Genomic DNA, 22,857 nt, shown 5'->3' on the forward strand with positions numbered 1-22,857 from the left:
TTGACATGTCTATACAGCGAGACTCAGGATCTCCCCAAAGGCCGGGCGAGGCTGAAAGGAAACGTGTCGTGACGGATCTTCCGCTGGCCGAGTTCCGGCCCCGATCGCAGGTCGTCCTGCCGGAGCATCGGGTGGAGCGCGCCCGATGTCCCGCCATCGACGCGCACGCGCACCTCGGCCGCTGGCTGTCCGGCTGGGCCGGCCGGGACGGCGAATGGGCGATACCGGACGTCGCCACGTGGCTGGAGGAGATGGACGCGTACAACGTGCGCGCCTTCGTGAACCTGGACGGGCGGTGGGGCGCGGAGCTGGACGCGAACCTCGACCGCTTCGACCGCGCCTTCCCCCGCAGGGTGGCCACCTTCTGTCACGTGAACTGGTCAGCGCTCGCCACGCCTGGACACGATCTGGTCAAAGACCTCGCCGCTTCGGTCCGCGCGGGCGCGGCCGGGCTGAAGGTGTGGAAGGACCTCGGCCTGCGGGTCCGCGACCACCGGGACGAACTCGTCCTGCCCGACGACCCCCGGCTCGGCGACCTGTGGTCGGCCGCCGGGGAGCTGGGCGTCCCGGTCTGGTGGCACGTCGCCGATCCGGTCGCCTTCTTCCAGCCGGTCGACGGACGCAACGAGTACCTGGAACTGCTCACCGACCGGCCCGACTGGTCGTACGCGAGCGACGCCTTCCCACCCTTCCAACGGCTGATCGACGCGATGGAGACGGTGGTCGCGGCGCATCCGCGTACCACGTTCGTGGGCGTGCACGGCGGCAACTACGCCGAGAACCTCGGCTGGGTGCGGCGGATGCTCGACACCTACCCGAACCTGCACATCGACATCGCCGCCCGCATCGCGCAACTCGGCCGCCAGGCGCGGGCCACCAGGGATCTCCTCCTCGCCCACCCGGACCGCGTGCTCTTCGGCGCCGACGAGATCCCGCCCACCGGCGAGAGCTACCCGATCCACTTCAGGTTCCTGGAGACGGCCGACGAGTGCTTCCCGCACTCGCCGGAGGACCCGCCGCCGCTGGGCCGGTGGACCATCTCCGGCCTGGACCTGCCGGACGAGGTGCTGGCCCAGGTGTACGCGGGCAACGCACTCGGACTCTTACCTCACCTGGAGGTACGCGCATGACGAAGATCGCACTGGTCGGCGCGGGCGGGTACGAGTTCCCGCTGCGCCTGATGAACGACTTCCTCGCCTTTCCCAGTTTGCAGGACGCCGCCTACGCGCTGATGGACATCGACCCGGCGGCGCTGACCCGCGCGGACCGCCTGATCCGCCGGTTGGTCCAGGCCCGGAGGGTTCCGGCCCGGGTCGAGCCGACGACGGACCTCCGCAAGGCGCTGTCCGGCGCGGACTTCGTCGTCACCTGCTTCCAGGCGGGTGGGCGCGAGGCGTACGCGCACGACATGGAGATCCCGCGCCGGTACGGAATCGACCAGACCGTCGGCGACACGCTCGGTCCCGGCGGCGTCTTCCGCGGCCTGCGGTCGATGCGCGCCCTCGATGACGTGGTCCGCGTCATGGCCGAACACTGCCCTGACGCGCTGCTGCTCAACTACGCCAACCCGATGTCGGTCAACTGCTGGTTCGCGTCCGCCGCGGGGGCGAGGACGGCCGGGCTCTGCCACTCGGTGCGGCACACCGCCGACGAACTGGCCGCGATCCTGGGCTACCGCCCCGGCGACTACAGCTTCCGCGCGGCCGGGATCAACCACCAGGCGTGGATGCTGGAGTTCCGGCACCGCGGCGTGGACGTACGGGCCGAACTGGCCGCCGCGGTCAACGCCTACCGCCGCGGCGACCGCGAGCCCGCCGAGCCGATCGACGAGTGGTACGCGGGCGGACGCGAGGCCGTACGCACCGAGATCCTGAACCTCACCGGCCACTTCCCGACCGAGTCCAGCCACCACGCGTCCGAGTACTACCCGCACTTCCGGCGCACACCGGGCGACGTGACCGCCTATCTGCCGCGGCGCTGGGACTATCTGGAGATCACCCGGGCCCAGACCGACACCGACCAGGAGCTGCTGGCCGAACGGCTCGCCGCCGGAGAGCCCGAGGCCGGCGAGGAGTACGCGGCGTGGATCGCCGACTCCATCGTCACCGACACCCCGCGCACGGTCTACGGGAACGTGCCCAACACCGGTCTGATCACCAATCTGCCGGACGGATGCTGCGTGGAGGTCCCCTGCCTGGTCGACGGCTCCGGTGTCCAGCCCACCCACATCGGGCGGCTGCCGTCCGCGTGCGCCGGGATCAACCTCGCGTCCATCGGGTTGCAGGGGTGCGTGGTCGACGCCTACCGGCAGCGGTCCAGGGACCTGGTGTACGCCGCGGTCTCCCTGGACCGGCTCACCGGCTCCCTGCTCGGCCTGGACCAGATCCGCGCGATGACCGACGAACTGATCGAAGCGGAGCGACCGTGGTTGCCGGACTTCGGCGGCTGACCGCCTGCGAGGTGGTGATCGGCACCGGCGGGATCGGCTCGGGCGTCGTCTTCGCCCTGGACTCCGACCACGCGATCAGGCGCGAGGAGAGCCGGGCCGCCGACCTGCTCGACAGCCGGGACTACGGCAAGCTGCACATCGTCTGCCACTACCTGCGCACGCTGCTCCGACCGGATCTCCCGGTCGTGCCGGTCGGCGCGGTCGGCGCGGACGAACGGGGGTCCGCGCTGCTCGCCGAACTCCGCGCGGTCGGGCTCGACGCCACGCACGTGCGGATCGACGCGAGCCGCCCGACGTTGTTCGCCGCGTGCTTCGTGTATCCGTCCGGCGAGGGCGGGAACCTCACCGCCAGGAACTCCGCGAGCGCGAGCGTCGGCCTCGCCGACATACGGGGGGTGTCGCCGCTCTTCCGCCGCCACCGGGGCAAGGGGGTGGCGCTGGCGCTGCCCGAGGTACCGCTGCCCGCGCGGTCCGCGCTGCTCGACCTCGCCACCGAGCACGGCTTCTTCCGCGTCACGTCGTTCGTCAGCGGGGAGGCCGGGGAGGCGGAAGCACTGCTGCCGCGTACGGACCTGCTGGCCGTCAACATCGACGAGGCACGCGCGCTCGTCCGGTCGCGGCACTCCGACCCCGCCGCCATCGTCACGGCGGCCATCGATCGGCACCCCGGCCTCAACATGGTCATCACCGCCGGAACCTCCGGCTCATGGGCCTGGGACACCGGCAGACTCACCCACTCCCCGGCCCGTCCCGCACGCGTCGCAAGTACGGCGGGCGCGGGCGACGCCTACCTCGCCGGCGTCCTCGCGGCCCTCGTCCAGGGCCGCACCCTCGCGGACGCCGCCCGGTACGGCGCGGTGGTCGCCATGCTCAAGGTCACCTGTCCCCACACCATCAACCCCGACATCACCGCCGAAACCGTCACCACGGCCCTCGACCGTCTCCGCTGCTGAGCCCCGCGCGGCGGGCGGCATGCCGCCGCGGCCGAGGTCGGGGCGGGGCGACCTCGGCCGCGACGGTGTGCCTTCGTGCCAGGGGAAAAGAGCGAGATCAGGGGAGGGTTCTGCTGAGGAAGGCCCTGGTCTCGGGGTGGGCGGGCTCGGTGAAGATGACCTCTGGGGGGCCGTGTTCGAGGAGGACGCCGTTGTGCAGGAAGCCCACCGTGTCCGCGATCTCCCGCGCGAACGCCATCTCGTGCGTCGCCAGGACCATGGTCATGCCCCCTTCCTTCAGCTCCCTGATGATGTTGAGCACCTCGCTCACCAGCGTCGGGTCCAGCGCGGAGGTGACCTCGTCCAGGAGCATCAGGCGTGGCCCCGGGGCCAGCGCGCGGATGATGGCCACCCGCTGCTGCTGACCGCCGGACAGCCGGTCCGGGTAGGCGTCCGCCTTGCCGGCGAGGCCGAAGCGGGCCAGGAGTTCGCGGGCGCGGGCCTCCGCCTTGGCCCGGCTCACCCGGTGGACCTTTCGCGGGGCGAGGCAGATGTTGTCCAGGACCGTCATGTGCGGGAACAGGTTGAACGCCTGGAAGACCATCCCGATCCGCTTGCGCACGTCGTCCGGGTCGGCGCGGACGGCGGTGATCTCCTCGCCGTCGAGGTGGATGGCGCCGTCGTCCACCGTCTCCAGCAGGTTGACGCAGCGCAGCAGCGTCGACTTGCCCGACCCCGACGCGCCGATCAGGCACACCACCTGGTGCGACTCGACCGTCAGGTCGACGCCGCGCAGGACGCTGTGGTCGCCGAAGTGCTTCCAGACGTTCTCGACGTCGAGCAGCGCGCTCATGCGCCCCGCCGCCTTCTGGCGCGCGCCGCCAGGTAGTCGGTGAAGCGGGCCATCGGGATGGTGAGCAGGATGAACATCAGGGCGGCCACCAGGTAGGGCGTGTAGTTGAAGTCGCGGCCCGCGTAGATCTGCGCCTGCCGGATGGCCTCGATGACGCCGATCGTGGAGGCGAGGCCGGTGTCCTTCTGCAGGGACACGAAGTCGTTGAGCAGCGGGGGCACCACCCGGCGTACGGCCTGCGGGAGTACGACGTACCGCATCGCCTGGCCGTGGGACAGCCCGAGCGAGCGGGCCGCGGCCTGCTGGCTCGGGTGGACGGTCTCGATGCCCGCCCGGAAGACCTCGGCGACGTAGGCGCTGTAGGAGAGGGTGAGCGCGATGACGGCGAGCGTGGTCTCGTCCTTCGGCACGCCCTGTAGCTCCAGCGCCGGGAGGCCGAACCCGATCAGCAGGATGACCAGCAGCGTCGGCACGCCCCTGAACACGTCCACGTAGATCACGGCCAGCGCGCGCAGCGGGAAGAAGATGGGGGCGCTGAGCTGGCGTACCATCGCGATCAGCAGCCCGGCCAGCAGGATCAGCGGCTCGGCGATCAGGAAGATCTTGACGTTGTTCCAGAACCCGGCGAGCACGTCGGGCAGCGCGGCGGCGAACACCTCGCCATCGAAGAACGTCTCCCGCACGCGTTCCCAGCCGGGCGCGTTGGTGACCACCAGCGCGACCAGCACCAGGAACACGAACGTCGACGCGGTCGCGATCGACCCCGACCGCAGGGCACGCCGCCGCCGCTGCCGCTCACGCTCGATCTGCCGGGGACTCTTCACCCAGGTCATGACAGGTCGGGAGCGCCCACCGCGGAGCCCAGCCACTGCTTTTCGATCTTGTCCAGCGCGCCCGACTCGCGGAGCCCGCCGATCGCCTGGTCCACGCACCCGACCAGTGGGCTGCCCTTCTCGAAGACCAGCCCGAACTCCTCAGGAGCCGCGCCGCCCGTGCCGAACTGGCCGACGATCTTGCTGTTCTCCACCTGTGCCGCCGTCACGTAGAACGCCGTGGGCAGGTCCACCACGATGGCCTCGACCTGCTTGTTCTTCAGCGCGTTCACCGCGTCCACCTGCTGGCTGTAGACCTTGGGCTCGGCGGCCGGCTGGATGACGTCCTGTACGGCCTGCAGCGACGTCGTCCCCACCTGGACCCCGATGACCGCGTCCTTCAGCGCCGCGATGTCCTTGGCCCCGGCGATCTTGGAGCCTTCCACCGCCACCACGGCCTGCTTGACCGTGTAGTAGCCCTTGCTGAAGTCGACCACCTTCGCCCGCTGCGGCGTGATCGACACCTGGTTGACGTCGAAGTCGAACTTCTTCGCGCCCGGCGCGAACGCCGAGTCGAAGGGGATGGTCACCCACTCGACCTCGTTCTTGGCGAACCCCAGGCCCTCGGCCACCGCGTACGTCACCGCGCTCTCGAAGCCCTGCCCGTTGGCCGGGTCGTCGTCTTTGAACCACGGGTCGTAGGCGGGCTTGTCGGTGCCCACGGTCAGCTTGCCCGGCGTCTTCAGGGCGAGCGCGTCCTTGGTGCAGGACGCCGACGGGCTCGCCCCGCCGGAACCCGTGGCCGCGGGGGTCTTGTCGACCGGCGCGCACGCCACGGCACACGCCACCGCAGCCGTCGTCAGCGCGCCGAGCGCGTACGGCATGGGGGAACGACGGACCATGACGGCCTCCGGGGGATTGTCCTGTGCGAACGTCCAAGAGTCTAGACACAACCCCCGGCATCCAGGCGGCCCGGGTACATCAAACCCGCTATCCCGATCGGTAAACCACCGATCACCCGCGGCTCTCCCGAACCGTGACCATGTCCCCAGGCCGCAGCCCCAGCTCCGCGGTCGCCGACCCCTGGTTCACGGCCAGGCCGAGCCACCCCGAGGAGTCCTCGTAGCAGAGCAGGTGTCCCCGTGGCACCGCGCCGAACGTGTGCTGGAACGGCATGGTCACCGTCCGGGTCTCGCCGGAGTCGTCGGTCCAGCCGACCTCCAGCCGCGCGCCGTACTCGTCGCCGAGCCCGAACGCCTCGTCCAGGTGCCCCCGCTCGCCGCCGAGGATCAGGCTGCCGAACTCGTCGATGTAGAGCACCGGCACGACCAGCTCCCCCGGCGTGACCCGCGGCTCGGGGATGTCCAGCCGGACCAGCTCGCCGGGGGGCACTTCGGCGCCCAGCGAGCGGAGTTCGACGCCGAGCGCGATGTGCGCCGCGGCGGGCGCGAAGATGTCCCTGCCGTGGAAGGTGCTGGACACGCCGGGCAGCCGGTAGTCGGGATTGTCCAGCCGGTACACCGCCTCGATGCCGCCCAGCGGCTCGCACACCGGGACGAGCAGCCCGTTGTCCGGCCCCACCAGCACGTCGCCGCGGGCGGTCTCCACCGCGATCGGCCGCCGTGGGGTGCCGACCCCCGGGTCCACGATGCCGACGTGCACCCCCACCGGCAGGTACGGCAGCGCGCGCCGGAGCAGCATCGCGCCCTCGACGATCTGGTACTTGGTGATCTCGTCGCTGAGCACCAGCACGGTCGCCCCGGGCGCGAGAGAGTGGACGACCCCGGCGCAGGTCGCCGTGGATGCCGCCCCGAAGTCGGTGGAGAGACTGACGAACACAAGGGCGAGCATACGAGGCGGCCGCAAAGCGCCAAGGCCCTCCCCCGCGCCGGGGAAGGGCCTTGGCCTAATGATGTGACCCGGCCTAATGACACGGCCGGGAGGGCACCGCCGGGAGGGCACCGCCGTCAGGCGGCGACCACCTCGATGTCGAGGGCGGCGGACACCTCGGGGTGCAGCCGCACGGACACCCGGTGCGAGCCGGTGCTCTTGATCGTGTTGGTGATCTCGATGCGCCGGCGGTCGAGGTCGGGGCCGCCCGCGGCCTTGACGGCCTCGGCGACGTCACCGGTGGTGATCGAGCCGAACAGGCGGCCGGCCTCGCCGGCCCGCGTCTTCAGCGTCACCCGCAGCGACTTGAGCTGGGCGGCGACCTCCTGGGCGGTGCCCAGGTCGCGGATCTCCCGCGTGGACCGCGCCTTCTTGATCGTCGCGATCTGCTTCTCGCCACCGCGGGTCCACTTGATCGCGTAGCCGCGCGGCAGCAGGTAGTTGCGCCCGTAGCCGTCCTTGACCGTGACGACGTCACCGGGAGCGCCGAGGCCGGAAACCTCGCTGGTGAGAATGAGCTTCATCGGTCTGGACCTCCTTAGCGAGCGGTGCTCGTGTAGGGCAGCAGGGCCATCTCACGGGCGTTCTTGATCGCGGTCGCCACGTCGCGCTGGTGCTGGGTGCAGTTGCCCGTCACCCGGCGGGCACGGATCTTGCCACGGTCGGAGATGAACTTCCGCAGCAGCGCCGTGTCCTTGTAGTCGACGTAGGAGATCTTGTCGTGGCAGAACAGGCAAACCTTCTTCTTCGGCTTGCGCAATGCCGGCTTGGCCATCGTGGTGCTCCTCTCAGAGCCCCGCCGCGAGGGCGGGAATGGTCATCGGATTGGTTGGTAAAGGGGGTGCCGAGGGCTAGAAGGGGGGCTCGTCGGTGAAGTCGCCGCCACCCTGGTTGCCGCCGTAGCCGCCACCTTGGTTGCCGCCGTAACCGCCGCCACCGCCCTGGTTGCCGCCGCCGAAGCCGCCACCACCGCCGCCACCGGGCTGTCCGGGGCTGGCCGTGGCCCACGGGTCCTCGGCGGGGCCGCCGCCGAAGCCGCCGCCCTGCCGGGAGGTGCGGTTGACCTTGGCGGTCGCGTTGCGCAGAGACGGGCCGACCTCGTCGACCTCGACCTCGTAGACGGTGCGCTTCTCGCCTTCCTTCGTCTCATAGGACCGCTGGCGCAGCCGGCCCTGGACGATGACCCGCATACCGCGCTGGAGGCTCTCCGCGACGTTCTCCGCGGCCTGCCGCCAGGTGTTGCAGGTCAGGAAGAGCGCCTCGCCGTCCTTCCACTCGTTGGTCTGCTTGTCGAGGAAGCGTGGGGTGGACGCGATGCGGAACTTGGCCACAGCCGTCCCCGTGGGGGTGAAGCGCAGTTCCGGGTCGTCGACCAGGTTGCCGACGATGGTGATCTGGGTGTCGCCTGCCATGGCTCGCGTTTGCCTTCCTGCTGCTGCGCGGCTTCGCTTCGTATTAAGCCCCAGCGTACGGCGGGGGACCGACAAAAACCGGTGAACCGCCAGGGGGCCGGGAGAGCCTAGTGCGCGTCCGGACGCAGGACCTTCGTCCGCAGGATGCCCTCGTTGAGGTTCATCTGGCGGTCGAGCTCCTTGACCGTGGCGGGCTCGGCGGTCAGGTCGATCACCGCGTAGATGCCCTCGGGCTTCTTGTTGATGTCGTAGGACAGGCGGCGGCGGCCCCAGACATCGACCTTCTCCACGGTGCCACCGTCGTTGCGGACCACGGCGAGGAACTGGTCGAGGGACGGGGTCACGGTACGCTCGTCCAGCGACGGGTCGAGGATGACCATCATTTCGTATCGACGCATGCGGCTTCGAGCCTCCTTCGGACTGTTGCGGTCACGACACGGTGCCGTGACAGGAGGACGCTGACGTCTCGCGCCGGGGACGCTTTCCAACGCGCCTCCGGCGGGCCGGTGGCGGTGCTGATGACAGCACGCCCGGCACGACGCCGCCGTACCAGGCTACCAGCAGCGACGATGTGCCCGGCGCACGATCGCCGTGTTTCCGCAGCCCGGCCGGGGGATTGCGGCGCCCCGCGCGCGGGAACGCTCGATACCAAAGCATTGCCTAGAGGGGGTGGCCTCAAATGCCCCATCTGCTCAGCCCGTCGAAGAGCAGGCCGTTCCGGCTCACACTGAACACCGACGGGGTCAGTCATCCGATCGAGAACGCGATGAGCGTGGCGACACTGGTCTGCGGGCTGGTGGCCTTCGTCTCGGGCTTCATCGCCGACGCGCACATCCTCGCGTCCTGGGCGGGCGCGCTCGGCTTCGGCGGCGGCCTGTACTCCCAGTACGTCTCCGCCACCACGGCCGAGCGGTCGGTCAACATCATCGGCATCGTGGCGTCGTTCGTGGGCGTCTCGCTCGGCATCTACCACGGCGGCTTCGTCCCCTGACCGGTCACGGGTCGCGAGAGCAGCGGCTAGCCGATCTTCAGATCGACCCCGAGCAGCACGAGGAACCACAGGAAGATCGCCAGTAGCGCCTCGGCCAGCTCCCGCAGGAACGTGGGCGTGATGTAGTCGTAGACCCATGCGACGTACAGGCCGACCAGGATGTAGATGAGCCCGATCAGGCTGATGCCTCTCCGGTAGAGCGCCACCTTTGGTCTCCTTGGGGGTGGGGGGAACTCCCGCTGGCGACTGCCCCGCCGCACCACCGCGAAACCCCGTCGGGAAACACGGGACGGCCGATCACAGGTGTCGGCTACGCTCGGCTTCATGGTGCGAATCGGTGCGCATGTCGATCAGGAGGACCCTGCCGCCGCGGCCGCGGCGATCGACGCCGAGGTGGTGCAGTTCTTCCTCGGCGACCCGCAGGGCTACAAGGCCCCGCAGGTGCCGGAGACGGCCGCCGACCTGGCCGGTTCCGGGCTCGACGTCTACGTCCACGCGCCTTACGTGATCAATGTGGCGAGCCGCAACAACCGCATCCGCATCCCCAGCCGCAAGCTGCTGGCCCAGCACCTCCAGGCGGCGGCCGACATCGGGGCCAAGGGCCTGATCGTGCACGGCGGCCACATGAACAAGAGCGACGATCCCCAGGACGGGTTCGACAACTGGCGCAAGGTCTTCGAGCGGATGGACTGCCCGATCCCGGTGCTGATCGAGAACACCGCGGGCGGCGACAACGCGATGGCCCGCAAACTCGACCGGATCGCCCGCCTGTGGGAGGCGCTCGACGGCTTCGACGTCGGGTTCTGCCTGGACACCTGCCACGCGCACGCGGGCGGTGAGGAGCTGCTGGGCGTGGTGGAGCGGGTCAAGGCGATCACCGGCAGGATCGACCTGATCCACTGCAACGACTCGCGCGACGCGTTCGGCTCGGGCGCCGACCGGCACGCCAACCTGGGCGCGGGCCAGATCGACCCGGAGGCCCTGCTGGCGGTCTGCCGCGCGGCGGGCGCGCCCATCGTGGTGGAGACCCCGGGCGCCGGGCAGGCCGAGGACATCGCCTTCCTGCGCAAGAACCTCTGATCCCCAGCCTTGATCCACAGCCTTGATCCACAGCCTTGATCGCGGTATCCACAGCCTTTGATCCACAGGTGGATTAGTCCACAGCCTGTGGATAACTTTTCTGGATTACCGTGGCGCAAAACTGGGTAAGCCCGCGTACCCGCAGGTCAGCCCGCCCAGCCGCCCTTCAGGAAGGTGATCGTGTTGAGCACCATCAGCGGCCCCGCGACCAGCGCGTAGAAGGCGAGCAGGCCCGGCCGCAGCGGCTCGGCCCATCCGTCCCCAGGGTCCTTCCTCGGCGTCGCGGCTCTGCCCAGTGCCAGCCACAGCGGCCACCACAGCAGCGCCGAGCGCGGGATGGACAGGTAGTACGCCGAGCACACCAGCGCGCCCACCTGGAGGCCCACGTACGTGAGTTCGCTCCACCTGCGCCCGATCAGCAGCCAGAGCGTGAACAGCACGCCGATCACCGCACCGGCGATCTCCATCCGGAACGCCCAGGCGAACTGCCCGTCCCCCGCCGCCGAGCCCCACGTCGTGATCCACGACTCCCACGGCATGACCAGGCTGCGCCCCCAGCCCGCCTCCTGGGCGTGGTTCCAGGCCAGCCAGTCGCCGGTCCTGCCGTACTGGTAGGCCGAGTACAGTGCGAGCGGCACGAACGGCGCGAGCAGCCAGGCGATGCTCTCCCGGAACGCCGAGCCGCCCCGCGTGGCCCGCCACGGCCCGGTGAAGTACTCCACGATCAGCGCCAGCGCCAGGAACAGCCCGGTGATCCGGACGCACGACGCGCCCGCGCCGAGCAGCCCGGCGGCCGGCCAGTTCCCGCGCCGCGCGGCCAGCCACGCCGGGATGCCGAAGCCCAGGAACAGCGCCTCGCTGTACCCGGCGAACAGGAACACCGCTGTCGGGCAGAGCAACAGCATGAGCAGGGCCCGCCAGCCGGTCCCCTCGGCTCCCTCGTGGTCGCCCAGCCGTACCAGCGCGACCGCCGCCACGCCCCCCGCGACCAGCGAGATCAGGATGCCGGCCAGGGTCCAGTCGGACATCACCAGATGGACCAGCCGCAACATGAGCGGCATGCCGGGAAAAAAGGCGGGAAGTCCGGCGTCGTTGGGTTTGCCGGGCTCGCCGTCGTAGCCGTACTCGGCGATGACGATCAGCAGGTGGGCGTCCCAGGCCCGCCACCGCTCCAGCAGCGGCTTGGTCTCCCCGGCGAACAGCATCCCGCCGGCCATCACGGCCAGCAGGACGATGCCCAGCCGCGAGCCGATCCACAGCGTGAGGCCCTGGTAGAAGGACGTCTCTCCCGGCCCAGGGGGCGGCGTCTCCGAGGGCTCGACGGTGGGTGGGGCTGAGCCGGCCAGCGACACGCTACGCGGTCCGCAGGCCGATTCCGGTGCTCGTCAGCCGGAACCTGTCGGGAGCGCCGTCGAACACGCCGCCGGAGGGGTCGTCCACGCCGCCCCGCCGCACCAGGTCGTGCTCGGGGCGCATGATGTCGCGCACCACGAAGGCCATCATGATCACGATGGTCAGCGCGCGGCCCCACACGGCGGTGAAGTAGGTGTCGGCGGTGATGCCCAGATGGGCGTTACCCTCCTGGAGACCGACGAGGTAGAGCCAGATGGCGAAGAAGTACCAGACCTCGGCGATCTGCCAGAGGGCCAGCGGCTTCCAGTTGGGCCGGGCCAGCACGGCGAACGGCACCAGCCACAGCACGAACTGCGGCGACCACACCTTGTTCGTCAGCATGAACGCGGCCAGCGCGAGGAAGCACAACTGCGCCAGCCGGGGCCTGGTCGGGGCGGCCAGGGCCACCACGGCGATCAGCAGGCAGATCAGCGCCAGCGAGGCGATGCCCATGACGCTCAGGCGTTCGGGGTCGCCCAGGACCGGCCAGCCGCGCTGCTGGAAGAAGAACCACAGCGAACCCCAGTCCGCGCCGCGCTCCTGGCTGAAGACGTAGAAGCGCTTCCAGCCCTCGAAGGCGAAGATCATCACCGGTACGTTGACGACCAGCCACGCGCCCACCGTCGCGGCCATCGTGCGCAGGAACGGCCGCCACTCGAACGTCCGCAGCGTCAGCAGGAACAGCGCGCCGATGAACATCAGCGGGTAGAACTTGGTGGCGATGGCCAGCCCGAGCAGCACCCCGGCGAGCACCTGCCGGCGCTGTGACCAGGCCAGCAGCGCGCCGAGGGACAGCACGCCCGCGGCGAGGTCCCAGTTGATGTAGGCGCCGAGGATCACGCCGGGCGCGACGGCGTACCACAGCGCGTCCCAGCGGCGCTCCGGCCCGGCCAGCCTGGCCATCATCAGCACGCCGCCCACCAGGCAGGCGGCCATCAGCAGCACGGTGAGGTCGTAGAACGTCGCGGCCCGCGCTGCCCCGTCGGTCACCAGCGAGGTGATCCGCGACACCAGGTCCATCACCCAGCCGAGCACGACCGGGTACTCGACGTGGTCCGCGAAGTCCTTCACCTCGGCGAAGTAGGGGACCTTGCCGTCGGCCAGGCCGCGGCCGAAGTAGAGAGGGTAGATGTCGGTGTAGCAGAAGTTCGTGAACTGGAGGGTGCCGTCGTTCCAGGCGCCGCCGAAGCGGCACGGCCACTTCCAGAGGTACGCGAGCAGCGCGCCCAGCGTGGCGAACATCGCGAGCGGGAGGTACGGGAGCGTCCGCGCCCCGATCACGGTGACCGCCCCGGCGTCCTTCAGCCCCGCCCCATCTACCGGCCCGTCCACCGGCCCGTCCACCGGCCCGGACTCACGCTCAGGAGCGGTCTCGGGCTCGGGGGCGGGCTCCGGCTCGCGCTCGTCCTCGACGCTCATCGGTCGCCGCCGGAGCGACCGCTCGGCCCAGTGCTCGGCATCATCTGCCCGCTCGGCGACCGCTCCCGATCGCCCGATCCGTCACCGTTGCGGGCAGTGCCCGAACCCTCCGGCTGCGCGTTGGCGTCGCAGAACAGGTCGTTCTCGGCGCAGCCCGAGTCGTCGGGGTAACCGTCCTCCTGCGGCGGGTCCTGCTGCGTCGGGTCCTCTTCCACCGGCCAGCCGTCCTCGCCGTTCGGGTCGTCCGGCTCCATGGGCTCGTCGGGGTCGGGCGTCGGGGACGGCGGGGGCACCGGGGCCATGTTGTCCGGCGTTCCGGCGTCGGCCCGCGGCGGGAACTGCTCGATATCGGCGTTCTTCAGGGCCTCGGCCATGAAGTCGTGCCAGATCTGCGTGGGGACGCCGCCACCGCCGATCGCGCCGGGCAGCGGCTCCTCCACCATCACGTAGTTCTTCTTCCGCTTCAGCGGCCTGCCGGTCTTGGGGTTGTACGGCAGCCTCTTGCCCGTCTTGGCGTCGGCCGGCACCTCCCGGTACATCCCGACGGCGGCGGAGAGCTGCGGGGCGAACCCGACGAACCACGCGTCCTTGGACTCGTTGTTCGTACCCGTCTTACCGGCGACCGGACGCGCGCCCAGGTTGGCCGCGCCGCCCGTGCCGCCCCTGACGACCTGGGTCATCGCGTACGTGGCGTCGGCCGCGGCGTCGGGGGAGATGACATCGACGCTGTTGAGCCGCTCCTTGAACACCAGGCGGTTGCCGCCCGTGTCGCGGTCGCGCTGCTTGACCTCCACCACGGTGTGCCAGTCGAAGTGCTTGCCGCCGTTGGCGAAGATGCCGTAGCCGTTGGCCTGCTCCACGGCGGTGACCGTGGCGCTGCCGATGGTGGTGGCGTAGCCGTGGTTCTTGATCGCCCAGTCCACGGAGTTCTCCTTGAGCGTGGCCTTGGCCCGCTCGCCGACCCCGGCCTTCTTGGCGATCTCCGCGACGGCGTCCAGGCCGACCTTCTCGCCCATCTGCACGAAAACCGTGTTCACCGACTGGGCGGTGGCCTTCACCAGGTCGATCGTGCCGAAGGACGTACCGCCGGCGTTGGCGATCCGGCTGGTCCCCTTCGCCTGGTAGGGCGACTTGCCGCTGATCAGGCTGCTCAGCGAACGGTCGCTGTTCAGCCAGGCGGCGAGCACGTAGGGCTTGAACGCGGACGCCGCCTGCTTGGCGGCGTCGAACGCGCGGTTGTTGTAGTCGCGCAGGAAGTCACGCCCGCTGTAGAAGCCGGCCACCCGGCCGTTCCTCGGGTCGACCGCGGCGAGGCTGGTGTGGACGGTGGCGTCGAACACCTGGGTCCGCGACTCGACGGCGCGCTTGGCCGCGGCCATCACGGCCGGGTCGAACGACGTCTTGACGATGTAGCCGCCGCTCTGCAGCTCCTCCTTGGTGATGCCGTAGTCCTTCTCCAGCTCCCGCTGCACGATGTTGAGCATGTAGCCCTCCGAGCCCGCGTACTCCTCCGCGATGCGCCGCTTCTTGGGCTTGGGGAACTTCAGGCTCGCCACCTGGGAGGCGTACGCGGGATCGACCTTGGAAATCTGGCCGCGCACATACTCGAACCGCTCCATCGTGGCCGCGTACTTGCCCTGCGACTCGTACCTGTCGAAGTCACCGGGCCGCTGGATGCGGCCGGCCAGGTACATGCCCTCGGCGATGGTGAGGTCCTTGACGCCCTTGCGGAAGAAGTCGCGGGCGGCGGCCTCGATGCCGTAGGTGTTGCGGCCGAAGGGGATCGTGTTCAGGTAGTACTCAAGGATCTTGTCCTTGTCCCACTCGCGGTCCAGCTTGATCGCGACGAAGATCTCCTTGATCTTCCGCTTGATCGCGACCTCCCTGCTCAGGCCCTCGAAGTAGTTGCGGGCCATCTGCTGGGTGATCGTCGAACCGCCCTGGAGCTGCTGCCCGGTCACGGTCATCCACACCGAGCGGGCGATGCTGGGGATGCTGATCCCGACGTCCTGGCGGAAGCTGTCGTTCTCCGCCGCGATCACCGCGTCCTGGACGTGCTTGGGGACATCGGCGATCTTGACGATCGTGCGCTTGGTGCCGATCTTGGCGAACTGCTTCCCGCCGGCGTACTGGAAGACACTGCCCTGGGCCACCGCGGACTCCTGGTAGTCCTTCTCGGTGGGCAGCGTGGTGTTGGCGTACGCGATCGCGATCATGCCGAAGACGCCGGCCGCGATCACCGCGCTGCCGGCCATCAGGATCTTCCAGCTCGGGATGAACCGCTTCCAGCTCTTCTTGACCGGCTCGTCGTCGTCGGAGGAGCGCCGCCGTCCGCGTCCGTCGTCGTCGCCGCCCCGGCCGCCTCCGCCACCGCGCCCGCGACCGCCCCGGCCGGGCCCGCGCGGCCCTTCCGGCCGGTCCGGGCCCACCGAGCGGTTGCGCCCGGTACGCGACACGCGGGTGTCCTCATGACCAGGAGGCCCACCCTGACCGCCAGGACCCCCCGGACCGCCGGGGCCGCCCGGCCCGCCGGGCCTGCGGGGGGGCTGCGGTGGCCCGCCCTGGCCGGCCGCGGCCGCCATCATCGCCTGGGTGTCCTCGAACTCGGCCTCGGCCCTGCGGCCCGCCCGCTGGGCCGGCTGCTGCCCGGTACGGCCGGGCGGCGGCGCCTGGCGACGTCGCCCCCCCGGCTCCTGAGCACCGCGCTCCTGAAAACCGCGCTCCTGAAAACCGTCTTGACCGCCCGGCTCGCGCGACTGCGGCCGAGGCGCGGAGGCGTCACGCGGTGCGGACGCGCTCGCCTGGGCGGTACGGTGGCGACGTCCCTGGCGAGCCGACGGCGACGGGGCCCCGTGGGGGGCGGGCCCTCCGGTCGGCTCCGGGCCATAGCTGCTGTAACTCACGCGCGTCCTCGTTCAGTCATCGGCGATGTGGGTGTGGCGACGGCCAGCGAAAGGCGGTGGGACGTCACCCGGCGTTCTCGGATCAGGCTCGGCTCAGGAATCGGTCGGAGGATCACCATTTCCGAGGACGAACGAGACTGCCAGATGATTCCAAGCACAACCTTGGCAGACCTCTACCACGTACACGCGGAATTCGCGGTATTCGTGTGCCATCTCGGCAAGGTCTGACGTGCTCTTTACCCGGCCTACCAGGCGGCCCAGTTCGTCACCGTAGACGTAGGTCACGTTGGTGACGTTCTGCCGTTCGCACACTGGACAGAGCCGGTCGGTCGCCTCCCCATGGAACCGTGCGGCCCGGAGGAGATAGGGATGCGCGTCACAGACGTCGTCGAAAGACGTCCGGCCCGTGCGTAACGAGCGTACTGTCGCTCGCTTCGCAAGGCCGTAGTCAACGACCGCTCGCTGTGACCACATGTGCGCCAGACTACGGCTTTTTTCCGATTGCTCCCAACCTCTTGGGGCAGAAGTGAAGGTCACCCCTGGTCGCCCCTTGGGCACCCCCTGGTCGTTGCAGGGTATGCCGCGGCGACGTATCCTTCAGATGTATCGGCTCGATACATCGATGCGAGAGGTGGTGGGTTCCGTGGTCGGCGGCCGAAGCAACGTCTTGGAGCTCGCCGTTCTCGGGTCGCTGCACGAGACCCCACTACACGGCTATGAGCTGCGGAAACGCCTTAACACGCTGCTCGGCATGTTCCGTGCGTTCTCCTACGGCTCGCTCTATCCCTGCCTGCGCTCCCTGCTCAACGACGGGCTGATCGCGGAGGAGGAGCCCACCCCGGCCGAGCCGGTCGCGCCGCTCGCCGGCCGCCGCTCCAAGATCGTTTACAAGCTGACGGCGGAGGGCAAGGAGCGGCTCCAGGACCTGCTGACGCAGTCCGGGCCGTCCTCGTGGGAGGACGAGAGCTTCGGGGTCCACTTCGCGTTCTTCCGGCACACGCAGGCCGAGGTGCGCCTGCGCATCCTCGAAGGCCGCAGGAGCCGGCTGGAGGAGCGGCTGGAGGGCGTACGCAGTGCGCTCGCCCGCACGCGCGAGCGGCTGGACGCCTACACGCTGGAGCTCCAGCGACACGGGTTGGAGTCCGTCGAGCGCGAGGTGCGCTGGCTCAACGAGCTGATCGCAACCGAGCGCCGCGGCGGGCCGGAGTCGAGCACCGCCGGGCGGGCCGTACACCACGAAACCGGACACGAGACCGGACGGGAGACCACGGGCGGCCCAGCGGCCAACGCGGGGACTGACGCCGATGAAGGCCCGGTCAGGGCCACGGATACAGATCATTGAGTAAGGGAGCGAGTGCCATGGGTTCGGTGCGCGTAGCGATTGTCGGAGTCGGCAACTGCGCCGCGTCGCTGGTGCAAGGCGTGCATTACTACAAGGACGCCGACCCGGCCAGCCGGGTACCGGGCCTTATGCATGTGCGGTTCGGCGACTACCACGTCGGCGACGTCGAGTTCGTCGCCGCCTTCGACGTTGATGCCAAGAAGGTCGGACGCGACCTGTCCGAGGCCATCGTGGCCAGCGAGAACAACACGGTGAAGATCTGTGATGTGCCGCCCACCGGCGTCACCGTGCAGCGCGGGCCCACGTACGACGGTCTCGGCGAGTTCTACCGCGAGATCATCGAGGAGTCCGACGAGAAGCCCGTCGACGTGGTCAAGGTGCTGCGCGACAACAAGGTCGACGTCCTGGTGTCCTACCTTCCGGTGGGCTCCGAGGAGGCCGACCGCTTCTATGCGCAGTGCGCGATCGACGCCAAGGTGGCGTTCGTCAACGCGCTGCCGGTGTTCATCGCCTCTGACCCCGAGTGGGCCGCCAAGTTCACCGAGGCGGGCGTGCCGATCATCGGCGACGACATCAAGTCCCAGGTCGGCGCGACGATCACGCACCGGGTGATGGCCAAGCTCTTCGAGGACCGCGGGGTCGAGCTGCTGCGCACGTACCAGCTCAACTTCGGCGGCAACATGGACTTCATGAACATGCTGGAGCGCAAGCGCCTCCAGTCCAAGAAGATCTCCAAGACGCGTTCGGTGACCTCGCAGATCCCGCGCGAGATGGGCAAGGGTGACGTCCACATCGGCCCGTCCGACCACGTGCCGTGGCTGGACGACCGCAAGTGGGCGTACGTCAGGCTGGAGGGCAGGTCGTTCGGCGACACTCCGCTCAACCTGGAGTACAAGCTGGAGGTCTGGGACTCCCCCAACTCCGCGGGCATCATCATCGACGCGATCCGCGCCGCCAAGATCGGCCTGGACCGCGGCATCGGCGGCCCGCTGCTGTCGCCGGCGTCCTACTTCATGAAGTCGCCGCCCGAGCAGTACTCCGACGACGTCGCCCGCGAGGCCGTGGAGAAGTTCATCCGCGGCGAAGTCGAGCGCTGACCACTGCTCCAGAGCTGACCACTGTTCGAGCGCTGACCACTGTTCGGACGCTGACAGCCGTTCCTCCGAGAGCCCTCCGCGGAGGGCTCTCGGCTTTTTCAGGTCGTCAGGGCCGGGCCGCCGCCGGGAGCGCGGCCGGGTCGGCCGGGGCCCAGGCCAGCGGGTCGTCACCGAGGGCGGTCAGCAGCGGCACCTGCTCCCGGCACCAGGGCGAGATCACGACCCGCCCGCTCATGACGTCGTCGGCGAACCGCGGCCACGGCATCCACTCCACCTCCCCGACCTCCTCGGGGTTGGGCACCGCCTCGGTCGCCACGATCACCCGGTAGACCGGGCACAGCTCGTGCTCGACGATGCCGTTGTCCATCACCGCCCGGTAGGAGAAGGCGGGCAGCATCAGGTCCACCCGCTCGACGTGGAGCCCCAGCTCGTAGGACAGCCGGCGGACGACCGCCGCGTCCAGCGGCTCGCCCGGCATCGGGTGGCCGCAGCAGCTGTTGGTCCAGGCGTCCGGCCAGGTGACCTTGTGGGCGGCCCTCCTCGACAGCAGCACCCGCCCGGCGCGATCGAAGACGTAGCTGGAAAAGGCCAGGTGGAGCGGTGTGTCCGGGCCATGTACCGACGCCTTCGGCGCGATACCGGTCGCGTTGCCCTCGCGATCCACCAACACAACCAGTTCATCGGTCATCACGCGTTTGAGAGTACGTGACCACCTGCGGGACCCCGCCCCCTAGGGGGAGTACGGGGTTGTCCCGGATGTGGGCCGCCCCCCGGCGACGTAGGCTGGCGTGGTGTCTTTCGCCTCCGATCTGCGGGCCGTCCTAGTAGAACGGGACTTCAGGCGCCTCTTCGCCACCCGCCTGGTGTCGCAGTTCTCCGACGGGATCTTCCAGTTCGGAGTCGCCGGCTACGCGTTCTTCAGCCCTGAGCAGCAGACCAACGCGGTGCAGATCGCCACGGGCCTCGCCGTTCTGCTCCTGCCGTATTCGGTGCTCGGCCCGTTCGCCGGGGTCTTCATCGACCGGTGGTCCCGGCGGCAGATCCTGGTGATCGGCCCGATCATCCGCTGCGCCCTGCTGCTCCTGGCCGCCACGCTGGTCGCCGCGGGCGCGCCCGACGCGTGGTTCTACGTCGTCGCCCTCGGCGTGCTCGCGGTCAACCGCTTCTTCCTGGCCGCGCTCGGGGCCTCGCTCCCGCATGTGGTCTCCAGGGACAAGCTGATGATGGCCAACGCCGTCACCCCGACGTCCGGCACGGTGGTGACCTTCGTCGGCGCGGGCGCGGGCTACCTGCTGCGGCTGGCCTTCGGGTCCGGGCACCAGGGCACCGCGCTGCTGCTGGTGATCTCGGGGGTGGCGTTCGCGCTGGCCGCGGGGATCGCGACCACCATGGCCAGGCAGCTGCTCGGCCCGGCGTACGACCCCGACCGCCCGCAGACCCGCGAGGCGCTGCGCAACGTGGTGCGCGGCCTGATCGACGGCCTGCGCCATGTGGCGCACCACCGCGCCGCCGCCGCCGCGCTCGGCGCGATGTCCACGCACCGGTTCGTGTACGGCATGTGCACCGCGATGCTGATCATGCTGTACCGCTACCACTTCACCGTCGACGACCCCGACAAGGCGCTCGCCGGGGTGGCGCTCGTCCTCGGCGCGTCCGGCGTCGGCTACTTCGGGGCCGCGCTGATCACGCCGTGGGCCACCGAGCGGTTCGGCATCACCGCCTGGGTGCCGATGGTGCTCACCGCCGCGGGCGTCCTCGGGTTCGCGCTGGTCGCCCCCTTCCAGGAGTGGGGCATGCCGGTCGCCGGGTTCGTGCTCGGCATCGCCGGGCAGAGCGTCAAGATCTGCGCCGACACCGTCGTGCAGCGCGACATCGCCGACGCCTACCTGGGCCGCGTCTTCTCGCTCTACGACATGCTCTTCAACGGCATGTACGTGCTGGCCGCCGCCATCGCCGCGGCCCTGCTCCCGGCGAACGGCAAGTCCTACCTGGTGCTCGGCCTCATCGCGGCGGGCTACGTGCTCGGCGCGCTGGTCTACCGGATGGTCACGCCGAGCGAGGACAGCCCCAGGCGGAAGGTCACGCAGAGCGCCTGAACGAGCCGCGGGCCGGCGGGTCAGGAGGGGCCCTGCTCCTTGGCCCACTCCAGCAGCGCCGCGGTGGCCGCCTCCTTGCCGATCATGCCCTGGTCCAGCCGCATCTCCAGCAGGAACTTGTACGCCCTGCCCACCATCGGCCCCGGCTCGATGCCGAGCACCCGCTGGATCTCGTTGCCGTCCAGTTCCGGGCGGATCTTGGCCAGCTCCTCCTCCTCGGCCAGCCGGGCGATCCGCTCCTCCAGGTGGTCGTAGGTGCGGGCCAGCGCCTGGGCCTTGCGCTTGTTGCGGGTCGTGCAGTCGGCCCTGGTCAGCTTGTGCAGCCGGTCCAGCAGGTGCCCGCCGTCGCGTACGTAGCGGCGTACCGCGCTGTCGGTCCACTCGCCCGTGCCGTACCCGTGGAAGCGCAGGTGCAGCTCCACCAGCCGGGAGACGTCGGCCACGACGTCCTTGGGGAACTTCAGCGCGGTCAGCCGCTTCTTGGTGAGCTGCGCGCCGACCACCTCGTGGTGGTGGAAGGACACCCGCCCGCCCGGCTCGTGCCTGCGGGTCTTGGGCTTGCCGATGTCGTGCAGCAGCGCCGCCCAGCGCAGCACCCGGTCGCAGCCGCCGTCGTCCTCCAGCGCGATGGCCTGCTCCAGCACGATCAGCGTGTGCTCGTAGACGTCCTTGTGCCGGTGGTGCTCGTCGATCTCCAGGCGCAGCCGGGGCAGCTCCGGCACCACGTGGGCGGCGAGGCCGGAGTCGACCAGCAGCTCAAGGCCGCGGCGCGGGTGGGCGCCGCAGATCAGCTTGTCCAGCTCGGCCTGGATGCGCTCGGCTGAGACGATCTCGATCCGCTCGGCCATGCCGCGCATCGCGGCGAACGTGGCCGGGTGGACGTCGAAGCCGAGCTGGGAGGCGAAGCGGGCGGCGCGCAGCATCCGCAGCGGGTCGTCGTCGAAGGACCGCTCGGGCGGGCCCGGCGTGCGGAGCACCTTGGCGGCGAGGTCGGCGAGGCCGCCGTACGGGTCGGCGAAGGTGTGCTCGGGCAGGCGTACCGCCATCGCGTTGACCGCGAAGTCGCGGCGGGCGAGGTCGTCGTCGAGGCTGTCGCCGTACATGACCTCGGGCTTGCGCGACTGCGGGTCGTAGGACTCGCTGCGGTAGGTGGTGATCTCCAGTTGCCTGCCGCCCTTGCGGACCCCGACGGTGCCGAAGTCGATGCCGATCGTCCACACCGCGTCGGCCCAGTCACGGACGATTTCGAGGACCTGTTCCGGCCTGGCGTCGGTGGTCAGGTCGAGGTCGTTGCCGACCCGGCCGAGGAAGACGTCGCGTACCGGGCCGCCGACGAGGGCCAGCTCGTGCCCGCGCGCGGCGAACAGCTCGCCCAGCTCGTCGGCCACGGGCGGGATCCGGCGGAGCAGCGCGTCGAGGCCGCGCTGCTGGCCGGCGGTCAGATTCGATTCGGACAAGCTGGGTAGGTCCTTCGGTTACGGAGGATGTTCCCCCGGGCCATTGCTGGTGTCATCCGCGGGAGATACACCGTCGGCGATCACCAGGTTACGGTCGACCTGCGGACCGTAGGGGGTCGGGCGACGAGGCAAGGAGCGCAGAGATGAAGGACGCCCTCGCGATCCACCGCTGGCTCCTCGCACACCAGGTCCATCATGAGATCGTACGCCTTCCGCGAGCCCTGACGTGCGCGGGTGAGCTTCCCGAGATCATGCACGCGGACGCGGCCCACTGCCTTGAGGTCACGGTCTTCGAGGTGGACACACGGGTCGGCCTCGATCCCGTCGCGGTGCTGTCGTCCGTCGCCACGCCGCCCCGGCCCGCGATGGTCGGCACGCTGCTCGGGGCGCGCAAGGTGTCGCCCGCCCCGGCGTTCATCGTCAACTCCGCCACCCGCTACGCCGCCGGGCTGGTGTGCCCGCTGCTGCTGCCCGACGACCTCGCGCTGCTGATCGACGAACGCCTCCATCGCGAGCTGCCCGGAGACACCCTGGTGCACACCCCGACCGGCGAGCGGCGTACCGCGCTCTCGCTGCGCGCCCGCGATCTGCTGACGCTGGCGGGCGGCAAACGGCTCGATCTGGCCGCGCGCGGACGGTCGTCCCTGTCACATGGGCACCGTGCGTCACACTCGTTGCCGCGCTGAGCGGGTTCGGGCGAGCCGGCGTCTGCCAGAGACGGTGGAAAAGGGC

Annotated in this window: 24 protein-coding genes; 9 read left to right on the forward strand and 15 right to left on the reverse strand. The window is 70.0% G+C overall.

From position 1 onward, the window contains the following. Positions 1-68: 68 nt before the first annotated feature. Genes DP939_RS34205 through DP939_RS34215 form a run of 3 tightly spaced genes read left to right on the forward strand, consistent with a single transcriptional unit; the run spans position 69 to position 3,402 of the window. Positions 69-1,130, forward strand: a complete 1,062-nt coding sequence (locus tag DP939_RS34205) for an amidohydrolase family protein (protein ID WP_199565598.1) — start codon at positions 69-71, stop codon at positions 1,128-1,130. Beyond that, positions 1,127-2,449: a family 4 glycosyl hydrolase gene (locus DP939_RS34210; protein ID WP_113984981.1), complete on the forward strand. Its 1,323-nt coding sequence runs from the start codon at positions 1,127-1,129 to the stop codon at positions 2,447-2,449. The genes DP939_RS34205 and DP939_RS34210 overlap by 4 nt, the downstream gene beginning before the upstream one ends. Continuing rightward, entirely contained in the window at positions 2,425-3,402 is a 978-nt protein-coding gene (locus tag DP939_RS34215; protein WP_113984982.1) for a carbohydrate kinase family protein, read from the forward strand. The genes DP939_RS34210 and DP939_RS34215 overlap by 25 nt, the downstream gene beginning before the upstream one ends. 97 nt (positions 3,403-3,499) lie before the next feature. Here DP939_RS34215 and DP939_RS34220 read toward each other — a convergent pair whose 3' ends face one another. The 8 genes from DP939_RS34220 to rpsF all read right to left on the reverse strand — a co-directional run bounded on the left by DP939_RS34220 (position 3,500) and on the right by rpsF (position 8,746). Continuing rightward, positions 3,500-4,234 carry an amino acid ABC transporter ATP-binding protein gene (locus DP939_RS34220; protein WP_113984983.1) on the reverse strand — a complete coding sequence of 245 codons (735 nt, stop codon included), beginning with the start codon at positions 4,232-4,234 and terminating at the stop codon, positions 3,500-3,502. Further along, entirely contained in the window at positions 4,231-5,067 is an 837-nt protein-coding gene (locus tag DP939_RS34225) for an amino acid ABC transporter permease (protein WP_113984984.1), read from the reverse strand. Before DP939_RS34225 ends, DP939_RS34220 begins: the two co-directional genes overlap by 4 nt. Beyond that, positions 5,064-5,948, reverse strand: a complete 885-nt coding sequence (locus tag DP939_RS34230; RefSeq protein ID WP_113984985.1) for an ABC transporter substrate-binding protein — start codon at positions 5,946-5,948, stop codon at positions 5,064-5,066. Before DP939_RS34230 ends, DP939_RS34225 begins: the two co-directional genes overlap by 4 nt. A gap of 112 nt (positions 5,949-6,060) precedes the next feature. Beyond that, positions 6,061-6,885, reverse strand: a complete 825-nt coding sequence (locus DP939_RS34235) for an SAM hydrolase/SAM-dependent halogenase family protein (RefSeq protein WP_225878674.1) — start codon at positions 6,883-6,885, stop codon at positions 6,061-6,063. 128 nt (positions 6,886-7,013) lie between these two features. Beyond that, positions 7,014-7,460, reverse strand: coding sequence for a 50S ribosomal protein L9 (gene rplI, locus DP939_RS34240; RefSeq protein ID WP_113984987.1), 447 nt, complete (start codon positions 7,458-7,460; stop codon positions 7,014-7,016). A 14-nt stretch (positions 7,461-7,474) separates the two neighbouring features. Further along, on the reverse strand, positions 7,475-7,711 hold the full coding sequence (gene rpsR / locus DP939_RS34245; RefSeq protein WP_061256131.1) for a 30S ribosomal protein S18: 237 nt from the start codon (positions 7,709-7,711) through the stop codon (positions 7,475-7,477). Between the two features lie 76 nt (positions 7,712-7,787). After that, a complete protein-coding gene (locus tag DP939_RS34250; RefSeq protein ID WP_113984988.1) occupies positions 7,788-8,348 on the reverse strand; it encodes a single-stranded DNA-binding protein in 561 nt (186 codons plus the stop codon). A gap of 107 nt (positions 8,349-8,455) precedes the next feature. Further along, a complete protein-coding gene (gene rpsF, locus DP939_RS34255) occupies positions 8,456-8,746 on the reverse strand; it encodes a 30S ribosomal protein S6 (protein WP_113984989.1) in 291 nt (96 codons plus the stop codon). Between the two features lie 281 nt (positions 8,747-9,027). Between rpsF and DP939_RS34260 the strand changes: the two genes are divergently transcribed. Then, positions 9,028-9,339 carry a hypothetical protein gene (locus DP939_RS34260; RefSeq protein ID WP_113984990.1) on the forward strand — a complete coding sequence of 104 codons (312 nt, stop codon included), beginning with the start codon at positions 9,028-9,030 and terminating at the stop codon, positions 9,337-9,339. A 26-nt stretch (positions 9,340-9,365) separates the two neighbouring features. Here DP939_RS34260 and DP939_RS34265 read toward each other — a convergent pair whose 3' ends face one another. After that, positions 9,366-9,545, reverse strand: a complete 180-nt coding sequence (locus DP939_RS34265; protein ID WP_113984991.1) for a hypothetical protein — start codon at positions 9,543-9,545, stop codon at positions 9,366-9,368. A 118-nt stretch (positions 9,546-9,663) separates the two neighbouring features. Here DP939_RS34265 and DP939_RS34270 point away from each other — a divergent pair, with 118 nt between their 5' ends. Next, positions 9,664-10,419, forward strand: coding sequence for a deoxyribonuclease IV (locus tag DP939_RS34270; protein ID WP_199565599.1), 756 nt, complete (start codon positions 9,664-9,666; stop codon positions 10,417-10,419). Positions 10,420-10,565: 146 nt separating this feature from the next. On the opposite strand, the gene DP939_RS34275 is transcribed toward DP939_RS34270, so the two are convergent. From DP939_RS34275 to DP939_RS34290, 4 genes are all read right to left on the reverse strand, one after another. Further along, on the reverse strand, positions 10,566-11,771 hold the full coding sequence (locus tag DP939_RS34275; protein WP_225878675.1) for a mannosyltransferase family protein: 1,206 nt from the start codon (positions 11,769-11,771) through the stop codon (positions 10,566-10,568). A gap of 1 nt (position 11,772) precedes the next feature. After that, the gene (locus DP939_RS34280; protein WP_113984992.1) at positions 11,773-13,230 is read right to left on the reverse strand and encodes a glycosyltransferase family 87 protein; all 1,458 of its coding nucleotides are present in this window, start codon (positions 13,228-13,230) and stop codon (positions 11,773-11,775) included. Continuing rightward, entirely contained in the window at positions 13,227-15,686 is a 2,460-nt protein-coding gene (locus tag DP939_RS34285) for a transglycosylase domain-containing protein (RefSeq protein ID WP_113984993.1), read from the reverse strand. Before DP939_RS34285 ends, DP939_RS34280 begins: the two co-directional genes overlap by 4 nt. Before the next feature lie 540 nt (positions 15,687-16,226). Then, the gene (locus DP939_RS34290) at positions 16,227-16,607 is read right to left on the reverse strand and encodes a DUF5318 family protein (RefSeq protein WP_113984994.1); all 381 of its coding nucleotides are present in this window, start codon (positions 16,605-16,607) and stop codon (positions 16,227-16,229) included. A gap of 148 nt (positions 16,608-16,755) precedes the next feature. Here DP939_RS34290 and DP939_RS34295 point away from each other — a divergent pair, with 148 nt between their 5' ends. Continuing rightward, entirely contained in the window at positions 16,756-17,475 is a 720-nt protein-coding gene (locus DP939_RS34295) for a PadR family transcriptional regulator (protein WP_113985029.1), read from the forward strand. Positions 17,476-17,492: 17 nt separating this feature from the next. Further along, positions 17,493-18,572, forward strand: coding sequence for an inositol-3-phosphate synthase (locus tag DP939_RS34300; protein WP_113984995.1), 1,080 nt, complete (start codon positions 17,493-17,495; stop codon positions 18,570-18,572). Between the two features lie 106 nt (positions 18,573-18,678). Here the strand turns inward: DP939_RS34300 and idi are convergent, their stop codons facing one another. Continuing rightward, a complete protein-coding gene (gene idi / locus DP939_RS34305) occupies positions 18,679-19,260 on the reverse strand; it encodes an isopentenyl-diphosphate Delta-isomerase (protein ID WP_113984996.1) in 582 nt (193 codons plus the stop codon). A 103-nt stretch (positions 19,261-19,363) separates the two neighbouring features. On the opposite strand from idi, the gene DP939_RS34310 reads away from it, so the two are divergent. Further along, a complete protein-coding gene (locus tag DP939_RS34310) occupies positions 19,364-20,668 on the forward strand; it encodes an MFS transporter (protein ID WP_113985030.1) in 1,305 nt (434 codons plus the stop codon). Between the two features lie 20 nt (positions 20,669-20,688). Here the strand turns inward: DP939_RS34310 and DP939_RS34315 are convergent, their stop codons facing one another. Further along, on the reverse strand, positions 20,689-22,125 hold the full coding sequence (locus tag DP939_RS34315) for a CCA tRNA nucleotidyltransferase (protein ID WP_113984997.1): 1,437 nt from the start codon (positions 22,123-22,125) through the stop codon (positions 20,689-20,691). 143 nt (positions 22,126-22,268) lie between these two features. Between DP939_RS34315 and DP939_RS34320 the strand changes: the two genes are divergently transcribed. After that, the gene (locus DP939_RS34320) at positions 22,269-22,811 is read left to right on the forward strand and encodes a YbaK/EbsC family protein (protein ID WP_113984998.1); all 543 of its coding nucleotides are present in this window, start codon (positions 22,269-22,271) and stop codon (positions 22,809-22,811) included. Positions 22,812-22,857 lie beyond the last annotated feature (46 nt).

Origin of the sequence: Spongiactinospora rosea (genome assembly GCF_003315795.1) — a bacterium.
GTDB lineage: Bacteria > Actinomycetota > Actinomycetes > Streptosporangiales > Streptosporangiaceae > Spongiactinospora > Spongiactinospora rosea.

What these genes read in the sequence shown, in the direction of transcription:
- DP939_RS34290 (WP_113984994.1), bottom strand. Translation starts at nt 16,607, where the DNA reads ATGTGGTCACAGCGAGCGGTCGTTGACTACGGCCTTGCGAAGCGAGCG.
- idi (WP_113984996.1), bottom strand. Translation starts at nt 19,260, where the DNA reads ATGACCGATGAACTGGTTGTGTTGGTGGATCGCGAGGGCAACGCGACC.
- DP939_RS34320 (WP_113984998.1), top strand. Translation starts at nt 22,269, where the DNA reads ATGAAGGACGCCCTCGCGATCCACCGCTGGCTCCTCGCACACCAGGTC.
- DP939_RS34300 (WP_113984995.1), top strand. Translation starts at nt 17,493, where the DNA reads ATGGGTTCGGTGCGCGTAGCGATTGTCGGAGTCGGCAACTGCGCCGCG.
- DP939_RS34295 (WP_113985029.1), top strand. Translation starts at nt 16,756, where the DNA reads ATGCGAGAGGTGGTGGGTTCCGTGGTCGGCGGCCGAAGCAACGTCTTG.
- DP939_RS34260 (WP_113984990.1), top strand. Translation starts at nt 9,028, where the DNA reads ATGCCCCATCTGCTCAGCCCGTCGAAGAGCAGGCCGTTCCGGCTCACA.
- DP939_RS34220 (WP_113984983.1), bottom strand. Translation starts at nt 4,234, where the DNA reads ATGAGCGCGCTGCTCGACGTCGAGAACGTCTGGAAGCACTTCGGCGAC.
- DP939_RS34280 (WP_113984992.1), bottom strand. Translation starts at nt 13,230, where the DNA reads ATGAGCGTCGAGGACGAGCGCGAGCCGGAGCCCGCCCCCGAGCCCGAG.
- DP939_RS34210 (WP_113984981.1), top strand. Translation starts at nt 1,127, where the DNA reads ATGACGAAGATCGCACTGGTCGGCGCGGGCGGGTACGAGTTCCCGCTG.
- DP939_RS34225 (WP_113984984.1), bottom strand. Translation starts at nt 5,067, where the DNA reads ATGACCTGGGTGAAGAGTCCCCGGCAGATCGAGCGTGAGCGGCAGCGG.
- DP939_RS34270 (WP_199565599.1), top strand. Translation starts at nt 9,664, where the DNA reads ATGGTGCGAATCGGTGCGCATGTCGATCAGGAGGACCCTGCCGCCGCG.
- rpsR (WP_061256131.1), bottom strand. Translation starts at nt 7,711, where the DNA reads ATGGCCAAGCCGGCATTGCGCAAGCCGAAGAAGAAGGTTTGCCTGTTC.
- rpsF (WP_113984989.1), bottom strand. Translation starts at nt 8,746, where the DNA reads ATGCGTCGATACGAAATGATGGTCATCCTCGACCCGTCGCTGGACGAG.
- DP939_RS34250 (WP_113984988.1), bottom strand. Translation starts at nt 8,348, where the DNA reads ATGGCAGGCGACACCCAGATCACCATCGTCGGCAACCTGGTCGACGAC.
- rplI (WP_113984987.1), bottom strand. Translation starts at nt 7,460, where the DNA reads ATGAAGCTCATTCTCACCAGCGAGGTTTCCGGCCTCGGCGCTCCCGGT.
- DP939_RS34230 (WP_113984985.1), bottom strand. Translation starts at nt 5,948, where the DNA reads ATGGTCCGTCGTTCCCCCATGCCGTACGCGCTCGGCGCGCTGACGACG.